Source organism: Streptomyces sp. NPDC001480, assembly GCF_042894725.1.
Lineage (GTDB): Bacteria > Actinomycetota > Actinomycetes > Streptomycetales > Streptomycetaceae > Streptomyces.
Map to the genome: position 1 here is coordinate 9,787 of NZ_JBIAVX010000028.1, position 10,918 is coordinate 20,704.

General features: G+C 76.3%; 1 protein-coding gene. It reads right to left on the bottom strand.

The features are described 5' to 3' along the window. Nucleotides 1-10,860: a type I polyketide synthase gene (locus tag ACFY01_RS42245; protein WP_390741077.1), complete on the bottom strand. Its 10,860-nt coding sequence runs from the start codon at nucleotides 10,858-10,860 to the stop codon at nucleotides 1-3. Nucleotides 10,861-10,918: the final 58 nt, after the last annotated feature.

Below are 10,918 nucleotides of genomic sequence, written 5' to 3' on the forward strand. Positions count from 1 at the left end.
TCAGCTCAGGTGGCGGAGCCAGTCGTCCGTGGCGGCGGCCGTGCTGCGGGCGTGGGACTCCATCATCGTGAAGTGGTTACCGGGGACGTCGATCACGGTGTGCGCCCGCTCCCACGCCGCCTGCCACTCGTGCGGCTGAAGCGGACCCGTCGCCCCGGCCGGCACCGGGGGCTCGCTGGAGCGCACCAGGAGGACCGGGCTGTCGAGCGGGCCGGGCTCCCATTCGCCGATCATGCTGACGTACCAGCTCATCGCGGTCAGCCGGTCGGTGTCCATGTGGGCGAACATCGACTCGCGGTCGAACATGCCGCCCAGCATCTGCTGGGAGAACTTCAGGAACGGCGAGTCGGCGCGCGGCATGTAGGTGTCGAGCAGCACCACGGCGGCGGGGGGCCTGCCCCGCTCCTGGAGGTGCCTGGCGGCGGCCAGGGCGAGGATGCCGCCCGAGGAGGAGCCGACCAGGACGACGGGGCCGTCGCCGGCCACCCGGTCGACCGCCTCGGCCTGCAGCGCGGCGACGGCGTCGAAGGAGGCGGGCAGTGCCTCACCGGTGCCGAAGCCCTGCGTGGGCAGGGCCCATACGTCGCGCTCGCCGCGGAACGCCGAGGCGAACCGGGCGTACTGGTGCACGCCCGCCAGCGCCACGTACGAGCTGAAGCAGACGAACGGCACCCCCGCCTCGCCCTTGGAGAGCCGGATCGGCTCGGGCGCAGCGGGCAGTTCGCGCGGTGAGGCGAAGGTCGGCCGCAGGGCGGCGGCGGCCTGTAGCAGGGTGAAGCCCTCGTCGACCCGGCCGGTCTCGCAGGCCCGCTTGAACAGGCCGCTGAGCGTGTCCCCGGCGTGCGGGGCGGGGCCGCCGGCCGGTGGCGTGCCCGCCCCGGCCGGGGCGGTGGCCGGCGCGTCCAGCAGCCGCTGGTCGAGGTGGGCGGCGAGCAACTCCGGGGTGGCGTGGTCGAAGAGCAGGGTTGGCGCCAGGGTGAGAGCGGTCGCGGTGGCGAGGTGGTTGCGCAGTTCCACCGCCGTCAGCGAGTCGAAGCCCTGCTCGGTGAAGAGCCGGTCGGCCTCCACCGCATCGGCGGACGCATGCCCGAGGACGGTGGCGGCCAGTTGGCGGACCAGGTCGAGCAGCGCGGTGCGGCGCTCGGCCGGGGCGAGCCCCGCCAGCCGCGCGGACACGGTCTTGGCCGCCGGTGCGCCCGCCGCGGCGCGGCGGCCGGCCGGCCGGCCTTGGGGCCGCAGCAGCGCCCGCAGGGCACCGGTTCCCGTGGTGGTGTCCATGGCGATCAGGGCGGGGTGGTCCGTACCGAGTGCGGCGTCGAGCAGGAGCAGTCCGTCCTTGGCCGACAGCGGTCGCATGCCGCCGCGGGCCATGCGCCGGCGGTCCGTCTCGGAGAGGCCGGCCGTCATGGCGCTGTCGCTCTCCCACACCCCCCAGGCGATCGAGGAGGCGGGCAGGCCGAGGGAGCGGCGGTGGGCGGCGAGTGCGTCGAGGACGGCGTTGGCGGCGGCGTAGTTCGCCTGCCCCGGGGAGCCGAAGGTGCCCGCGGCGGAGGAGAACAGGACGAACGCGGACAGGTCGTGGTGCGCGGTGAGTTCGTGCAGCAGCCAGCCGCCGTCCGCCTTCGGGCCAAGCACCCGCTCGAAGTGCTCGGGGCCGAGGGCGGTGACCGGCTTGTCGTCGACGACGCCGGCGGCGTGCACCACGGCGGTCAGTGGCCGGTCGGCGGGTACGGCGGCGAGGAGCCGTTCGACCTCGGCGCGTTCGGCGGTGTCGCAGGCGACGAGGGTGACGTCCGCGCCGAGTGCGGTGAGTTCCTCGTACAGTCCGGCCGCGCCGGGGGCGTCGGGCCCGCGACGGCCGGTGAGCAGCAGGCTGCGCACGCCGTGGGTGGTGACCAGGTGCCGGGCGACCGCGCCGCCGAGGGCGCCGGTGGCGCCGGTGACCAGGACGGTGCCGGAGGCCAGGGCGGGGGCGGGGCCGGTCTCCGCAGCAGGCCCGAGGTCCGGCAGGAGGACCTCTCCGCCGCGTACCGCGCTCTGCGGGTGGGCGGCGGCGACGGCGGCGAGGAAGGCGCGGTCGTCCGTCTCGTCGGGGGTGTCCTGGCCGTCGGGCAGGTCCACGAGCTGGAAGCGGCCGGGGTGTTCGGTCTGCGCGGAGCGGACCATGCCCCACAGGGCGGCGCCGGCCACGTCCTGGACCGCGCCGTCGTCGCCCGTGGCCACGCAGGACCGGGTGACGAACACCAGGCGGGAGGCGGCGTAGCGCTCGTCGTCGAGCCAGCCGCGAAGGCGCTCGTGGGCCGGTGCGAGCACCGAGCGGACGGCGCCGGGGACGTCCTGGCCGACGGGCCGGTCGGGGGCGACCAGGACCACGTCCGGCATGGTCATACCGGTGTCCACGGCCTTGCCGAGTGCTTCGAGGTCGGCGTAGGTCTCCAGGTGGACGCCCGCGGCGTCGACGGCCCGGGCCACCCGGTCGTCGCCCTCGCCGAGGATGATCCAGCGGACCGACTCGGGGCGGGGCGCGGCCGGGGCGGGCCGGGCGGGGCTCCAGTCCAGGCGCAGCAGTCCGGGCGCCCGGTCGCCGCCTTCGCGGAGCCGGTCGGCGGGGACGGCGCGCAGGGTGATGGAGTCGGCGGAGGCGACCGGACGGCCGTCGGTGTCGGCGACGAGCACGGAGAACCCGTGGTCGTGCCCGGCCGGGGCCAGCCGCACCCGCAGGGCGGTGGCTCCCTCGGCGTGCAGGGTCAGGCCGCTCCACACGAACGGCAGCATCGGTTCCCCGGTGCCCGGCTCACCCGCCGCGCCCGGGAGTTCCACCAGGAGCGCCTGTACGGCCGCGTCCAGCAGGGCGGGGTGCAGGCCGAACCGCGCGGCGTCGGCGCGGTACTCCTCGGGCAGCGCGACCTCGGCGAACACCTCCTCGCCGCGCCGCCATACGGTGCCCAGGCCCTGGAAGCTGGGCCCGTAGGCGAACCCGGCGGCGGCGAACCGCTCGTAGTGGCCGCCCTCCGCCACCGGCCGGGCGCCCTGCGGGGGCCAGACGGTGAGGTCAGCGGCGGGCCCGGCGGGGGTGTCGGGCGCGGCGGGGGCGAGGACGCCCTGGGCGTGCCGCTGCCACGGTGTGCCGGTGTCCGGGTCCGCGTCCGCGAGGCGGGCGGAGACGGTGAAGGCGCGCCTGCCCCGCTCGTCGGGTGCCTCGACCGCGACCTGGAGCCGGACGGCGCCCTCGCGGGGGATCACCAGCGGGCTGTACAGGGTGAGTTCGGCGAGGTGACCGCAGCCGGTGCGGTCGCCCGCGTGGACGGCGAGGTCCAGATAGCCGGTCGCGGGCAGGATGACCCGGCCGAGCACCTCGTGGTCGGCGAGCCAGGGGTGGGTGCGCAGCGACAGGCGTCCGGTGAACAGGACGGTGTCGGAGCCGGCGGGGCTGACGACGGCGCCCAGGAAGGGGTGGGCAGCCGTCTCCAGGCCGGCGCCCTCCAGGTCGCCGGTCCACGGCGCGCTGGGCAGCCAGTGCCGCTCCCGCTGGAAGGCGTAGGTGGGCAGGGGGACGCGCCGGGCGCCGGTGAACAGGGCGGGCCAGTCGGGTTCGACGCCGGCGGTGAACAGCCTGGCCAGTGCGGTGAGGGCGCCGCGGACCTCGGGGACGTCCTTGCGGGCGGCCGGTACGAGCAGGACCTCGGCGCGGTCGGGGTCGTCCAGGGCCGCCTGGGCCAGGGCCGTGAGCGTGGCGTCGGGGCCGACCTCGAGGAAGCGGGTGGCGCCCAGGTCGTCGCGCAGGCGGCGCAGGGCGTCGTGGAAGCGGACGGGCTCGCGGACGTGGCGCACCCAGTACTCGGGGTCGGTCAGCTGCCGTGCGTCGGCCGGTGCGCCGGTCGTGCCGGAGACGTAGGTCAGGCGCGGCGAGGCGTAGGTCAGCCGGGTGGCGACGGCCCGGAAGTCGTCGAGGACCGGGTCCATGAGCGGCGAGTGGAAGGCGTGGCTGACGCGCAGCCGGGCGGTCTTGCGGCCCGTCGCCGCCACCTGTTCGACCACGGCGGTGACGGCGTCCTCGGTGCCGGAGACGACCGTGGCGGTGGGGCCGTTGAGGGCGGCGATGCCGATCTCGGCCTCCCGTCCGGCGATCAGGGGCAGCACCTCGGCCTCGGAGGCCTGCAGGGAGGCCATCGCCCCGCCGGCGGGCAGGGCCTGCATGAGCCGGCCGCGGGCGGCCACGAGGGTGCAGGCGTCCTCCAGGGTCAGCACTCCGGCGACGTGTGCCGCCGCGAGTTCGCCGACGGAGTGCCCGGTGACCTGGTCGGGCACGAGGCCCCATGACTCCAGCAGGCGGTACAGGGCGACCTCGTGGGCGAACAGGGCGGGCTGGGCGTGCTCGGTGCGGTTCAGGGCGTCGGCGTCGTCTCCGAGGACGACGTCGCGCAGGCCGGGGACATGGGCGCAGACCGCGTCGAAGGCCTCGGCGAACACGGGGAAGGTCTGGTGGAGTTCGCGTCCCATGCCGGGGCGCTGGGCGCCCTGGCCGGTGAACAGGTACGCGGTCCTCCCGCCGCCGCGCGCGACGCCGGCCGGTGTCTGCGGGCCGGGCCGCGCCCCGGCCAGGGCGGTGAGGCCCTCGGTGAGTTCGGCGTGGTCGGCGCCGAGGACGACGGCCCGGTGCTCGAAGGCGGTACGGGTGGCGAGGGACAGGCCCACGTCGTGCGGGTCCGTCCCCGGCCGGGCGGCGAGGTGGGCGAGCAGGCGGTCCGCCTGGTCCCGCAGGGCGGCGGCGCTGCGGGCGGTGAGCACCCACGGGGTGACGGGGCCGCGGTGGCCCGGGGCGGCGGGGAGGGTTTCCTCCTCGGCGGCTTCCAGGATCACGTGGGCGTTGGTGCCGCTGATGCCGAAGGAGGAGACGCCGGCCCGGCGCGGGTGGCCCGTCCCGGGCCAGTCGGCGGCCTCGGTGAGCAGGCTGACGTCGCCCGCCGTCCAGTCCACGTGGGTGGAGGGCGCGTCGACGTGCAGGGTGGCCGGCAGTACGCCGTGCCGCATGGCCTCCACCATCTTGATGACGCCGGCGACACCGGCCCCGGCCTGGGTGTGGCCGATGTTGGACTTGACCGAGCCGAGCAGCAGCGGGCGCCCCGCGGGCCGGTCCTGGCCGTAGGTGGCGAGGAGGGCCTGGGCCTCGATGGGGTCACCGAGGGTGGTGCCGGTGCCGTGGGCCTCGACGGCGTCGACGTCCCTTGCGGTGAGGCCGGCGTCGGTGAGGGCGGCGCGGATGACGCGCTGCTGGGAGGGGCCGTTGGGGGCGGTGAGGCCGTTGGAGGCGCCGTCCTGGTTGACGGCGGAGCCGCGTACGACGGCGAGGACGGGGTGGCCGTTGCGGCGGGCGTCGGAGAGCCGTTCCACCAGCAGCATGCCGCCGCCCTCGGAGAAGCCGGTGCCGTCGGCGGCGTCGGCGAAGGACTTGCAGCGGCCGTCCGCCGCCAGTCCGCGCTGCCGGCTGAAGTCCACGAACAGCCCGGGCGTCGACATGACGGTGACGCCGCCGGCCAGCGCGAGGTCGCACTCGCCCGAGCGCAGCGACCGTACGGCCAGGTGCAGGGCGACGAGCGAGGACGAGCACGCGGTGTCCACGGTGACCGCGGGGCCCTCCAGGCCGAAGGTGTAGGAGAGGCGGCCGGAGAGGACGCTCGCGGAGTTTCCGGTGCCGAGGTGGGCACCGGCGTCCTCGTCGAGGGCGAGCGGCCGGGAGGAGTAGTCCTGGTAGTTGGTGCCGGTGAAGACGCCGGTCCGGCTGCCGCGCAGGGTCTTCGGGTCGATGCCGGCCCGTTCGAACGTCTCCCAGGACATCTCCAGCAGGTGCCGCTGCTGCGGGTCCATCGCGGCGGCCTCGCGCGGCGAGATGTTGAAGAACGCCGGGTCGAAGTCGGCGAACCCGGTGAGGAAGCCGCCGAAGCGGGTGGAGACGCGGCCGGCCTGCCCGGGCTCGGGGTCGTACAGCGCGTCGAGGTCCCAGTCGCGGTCGTCGGGGAAGGGGGTGATCGCGTCGGTGCCGGCGGCGAGCAGCTGCCAGAACTCCTCGGGTGTGCCGACGTCCCCGGGGAAACGGCAGGCCGTGCCGACGATGACGACCGGGTCGTCCTCGGCACCGGCGGCCCGCGCCGGCCCGGCCGCGGGCGCGGTGGCGGACGGGGTGCCCGCGGGGGCGAACTCAGCGCTGAGGTGGTCCGCGAGGGCGGCGGGCGTCGGGTAGTCGTAGACGAGGGTGGTCGGCAGCCGCAGCCCGGTGGCCGCGTTGAGGGCGTTGCGCAGTTCGACGGCGGTGAGGGAGTCGAAGCCGAGTTCACGGAAGGCGCGGCTCGGTTCGACGTCCTCGGGGCTGGGGTGATCGAGCACGTGGGCGATGTGGGCACGGACGAGTTCGAGCAGTGCCTGCCGGCGGTCGCCGTCGCCGAGCGGGGCGAGCCGCTCGGCCAGGCCGGTCGTCTCGGTGTGCTCCCGTTCGGCGGCGGCCCCGCGCGTGTCGGCGGTGAGGTGGCGCAGTTCGGGCAGGGCGGCGTAGATGCGGCGCGGGCGGCCCTTGGCGAGTTCCGCGCCGAACACCTCCCAGTCGGTGTCGGTGACGACGAGCGTGGTGTCGTCGTGGTCGAGGGCGTGCTGGAGCGCGGTGACGGCGGTGCCGGGGTCCATGAGGCGTACGCCGTGCCGCTCCAGGCGTTCGCCGACGGCGCCGGAGGCCATGCCGCCGGAGGCCCAGCCGCTCCAGGCGACGGCGGTGGCCGGCAGGCCGCGGGCGCGGCGGTCCTCGGCCAGGGCGTCGAGGAAGGCGTTGCCGGGGGCGTAGTTGCCGTGGCCGGGGCTGCCGAAGACGCCGGAGGACGAGGAGAACAGCACGAAGGCCGACAGGTCCAGGCCCGCGGTGGCGGCGTCGAGGTTGAGGGCGCCGCCCACCTTCACCCGCAGGACCTCGGCGAGGCGTTCGGGGGTGAGGGAGCCGATGACGCCGTCGTCGAGGACGGCGGCCGTGTGGAACACGGCGGTCAGGGGCCGCTCGGCCGGGATGCCGGCGAGCAGCCGCGCGACGTCGTCGGGGTCGGCGATGTCGCAGCGGGCGATCTCCGCCCGGGTACCGAGCGCGGCGAGTTCGGCGGCGAAGGTACGGGCGTCGGGCGCGTCGGGTCCGGAGCGGCTCACCAGCAGCAGGTCACGGGCGCCGGAGCGGGCGAGCCAGCGGGCGACGTGCCGGCCGAGGGCGCCGGTGCCGCCGGTGACGAGGACGGTTCCCTCCGGGGTCCAGCGGCGGCCGCCGGGCAGTCCCCCGGTGGCGGCGTGCATCAGGCGGCGGCCGAGGACGCCGGTGGCGCGGATCGCGACCTGGTCCTCGTGGTCGCCGCCGGCGAGGACGGCGGCGAGCCGGTCGGCGGCCCGGTCGTCGACGGCGGCGGGCAGGTCCACGAGGCCGCCCCAGTTGTCGGCCTGTTCGAGGGCGACGACGCGGCCGAAGCCCCAGACCAGCGACTGGACGGGGGCGTCGGGCGCGGTGTGCGCGCCGGTCGCGACGGCGCCGCGGGTGGCGAACCACACCGGGACCCGTGCGGAGAGGTCGTCCAGCGCCTGGACGAGGGTGACGGTCCCGGCGAAGCCTCCGGCGAGGGCCGGGAACGCGGGCAGGGGGTTCTCGTCGAGGGCGAGCAGCGAGAGGACTCCGGCCGCGTCGGCGACGGCGTCGGCGAGCGCGGCCGCGAAGGCGGCCCGGTCGGCGGCGCAGTCCACCGCGACGGTCACGGGGGTGGCGCCGGCCCGCTCCAGGGCGGCGCGCAGGGCGGTGGCCTCGGGTCCGTCCGCACGGCCTTGGGGGACGACCACGGGCCAGGTGCCGGTGAGGGCGGGCGCCGGCCCCTCCTCGAGGGCGTGCCAGGCGATGCGGTAGCGCCACGAGTCGGCCACGGCCCCCTCGGCGCTGCGCCTCCGGTAGCCGGCCAGGGCCGTCACGAGGGGGGAGACGGTGTCGGTGTCGAGGCCGAGGGCGGCGGTGAGGGTCGGCAGGTCGCCCTGCTCGACGGCCTCCCAGAACGGCGCGTCGACGGTGGCGGGCGCGGTGCCGGCGGCGCGGGCGCGGGTGAACCCGGGCCAGTAGCGGCGGCGCTGGAAGGCGTACGTGGGCAGGTCGACCCGGTGTCCCGGGGCACCGTGGGCGGCGGGGAGGTCGACCGGGCAGCCGCGTACCTGGAGTTCGGCGAGGGAGCGCAGGAAGCGGCCGGGGCCGCCGTCGCCGCGGCGGAGGGTGCCGACGACCGCGGTGCCGGCGACGCCGATGGCGTCCAGGACGTCACCGGCGGTGCCGGTCACCACCGGGTGCGGGCCGGCCTCGACGAAGACGCGGTGGCCCTCGGCGGCCAGTGCTCTGACGGTGTCCTCGAGGCGGACGGTGCGCCGGACGTTGTCGTACCAGTAGTCCGCGTCGAGGGAGGTGGTGTCCTCGATCCGGCCGCCGGTGACGGTGGAGTAGAACGGCACCTCGGCCGGGCGCGGGGTGACGGGCGCGAACCCGGCGAGCAGGGCGTCGCGCACCTCCTCGATCTGGGCGGAGTGGGAGGCGTACTCGATGGCGACGCGGCGGGCTCGTACGCCCTCGCCGGTGAGTTCGGTGTGGAGCGCGGTGAGCGCCTCCTCCTCGCCGGAGACGACGACCGCGCGGGGCCCGCTGAGCGAGCCGACGCCGAGCCGGCCCTCCCAGCGGGCCAGCCGGCGTTCCACGTCGGCGAGCGGCAGCGGCACGGAGAGCATGCCGCCCCGGCCGGCCAGCGGGCGCAGCGCGCGGGCGCGGGTGACGACGACACGGGCGGCGTCCTCGAGGGTGAGGGCGCCGGCGACGTACGCGGCGGCGATCTCGCCCTGGCTCTGCCCGGCCACGGCGACGGGCCGGACGCCGCAGGTCTGCCACAGCCGGGCGAGCGCCACGCACACCACGAACAGGGTGGGCTGGACGATGTCGAGGCGGTCCAGCGGCGGGGCACCCTCGGCGCCGCGCAGCACGTCGAGCACCTTCCAGTCGGTGAACGCCTCGACGGCGGCGGCGACTTCGTCGAAGTGGGCCCGGAAGCGCCCGTCGGTGTCGAGCAGTTCGGTGGCCATCCCCTGCCACTGCGCCCCGTGTCCGGGGAAGAGGAACACCGCCCCGCCCTCGGTGTCGGCGACGCCCCGGACCACACAGGCCGCGGGGCTGCCCGCCGCGACGGCGTCCAGACCGGCCAGCAGTTCGTCGTGGTCCCGGGCGACGACGACGGCCCGGTGCTCCAGGGCGGGCCGGGTGACGGCCAGCGACCAGGCGAGGTCACGGGGGTGTGCGCCCGAACCGCCGTCCGCGCCCAGGTGCTGCCGCAACCGGTCGGCCTGTGCCCGCAGCGCGGCGTCCGTGCGTCCGGAGACGGGGAAGGCGAGGGGGCCGGAGGGGAGGGGGCCGGAGGGGAGGGGGCGGGGGGCGGGGGGCTCGGCGGGCGGGGCCTGTTCGAGGATGACGTGGGCGTTGGTGCCGCTGACGCCGAAGGACGAGATGCCGCAGCGCAGGGGGCGGTCGGCGGTGGGCCAGGGACGGGCCTCGGTGAGGAGCTCGACCTGGCCGGCGGACCAGTCGACGTGGCTGGAGGGGGCGTCCACGTGCAGGGTGGCCGGCAGGTGCCGTTCGCGCAGCGCGAGGACCATCTTGATGACACCGGCGACGCCGGCGGCGGCCTGGGTGTGGCCGATGTTGGACTTCACCGAGCCGAGCAGCAGCGGCCGGCCGGCGGGGCGGTCCTGGCCGTACGTGCCGAGCAGGGCCTGTGCCTCGATCGGGTCGCCGAGCCGGGTGCCGGTGCCGTGCGCCTCGACGGCGTCGACGTCCGCCGGGGCGAGGCCCGCGGAGGTCAGCGCCTGCCAGATGACGCGTTCCTGGGAGGGGCCGTTGGGGGCGGTGAGGCCGTTGGAGGCGCCGTCCTGGTTGACGGCGGAGCCGCGTACGACGGCGAGGACGGGGTGGCCGTTGCGGCGGGCGTCGGCCAGCCGTTCGACGACGAGGACGCCCGCGCCCTCGCCCCAGGCGGTGCCGTCGGCCGCGTCGGCGAAGGCCTTGCAGCGGCCGTCCGCCGCCAGCCCGCGCTGCCGGCTGAACTCCAGGAAGACGGTGGGCGTCGCCATCACGGTGACACCGCCGGCCAGCGCGAGGTCGCACTCGCCCGAGCGCAGCGCCTGCACGGCCAGGTGCAGGGTCACCAGCGAGGACGAGCACGCGGTGTCGACGGACACCGCCGGCCCCTCCAGGCCGAGGGTGTAGGAGACCCGGCCGGACAGGACGCTCGCGGAGTTGCCGACGCCGTCGTCCCCGGCGTTGTCCGACAGGCTCAGCAGAGTGGTGTAGTCCTGCAGGTTGGTGCCGGCGAACACTCCGGTACGGCTGCCGCGCAGCGCCGTCGGATCGATGCCGGCCCGTTCCAGGGCCTCCCAGCAGATCTCCAGCAGCAGCCGCTGCTGCGGGTCGGTGCCGACGGCCTCGCGGGGCGAGATGCCGAAGAACCCGGCGTCGAAGTCCCCGACGCGGTCGATGAATCCGCCGGTCCGCGTGTAGCTGCGGCCCGGCGTCCCGGGCTCGGGGGCGTACAGCGCGTCGGTGTCCCAGCCACGGTCGGCGGGCCATTCGGTCATGGCGTCGCCGCCCGAGCCGAGCAGCTCCCACAGGCCCTCGGGATCGGTCACTCCGCCCGGGAAACGGCAGCCCATGGCGACGATCGCGACGGGCTCCCGGTTGCGCGCCTCGGCCTCGTTCAGTCGTTGCCGCGTCTGGTGCAGATCGGCGGTGACCTTCCTCAGGTAGCCGAGGATCTTCTCCTCATCGCTCATGCGTCATTCACCCGTTCCCCGGTCCCGTTTCCGTGCGCCCGTCGCCGTGGCGGCGCGT

Bases quoted from the DNA above. Each gene is read 5' to 3' on its own strand.
- ACFY01_RS42245 (WP_390741077.1), bottom strand. From the start codon at position 10,860: ATGAGCGATGAGGAGAAGATCCTCGGCTACCTGAGGAAGGTCACCGCC.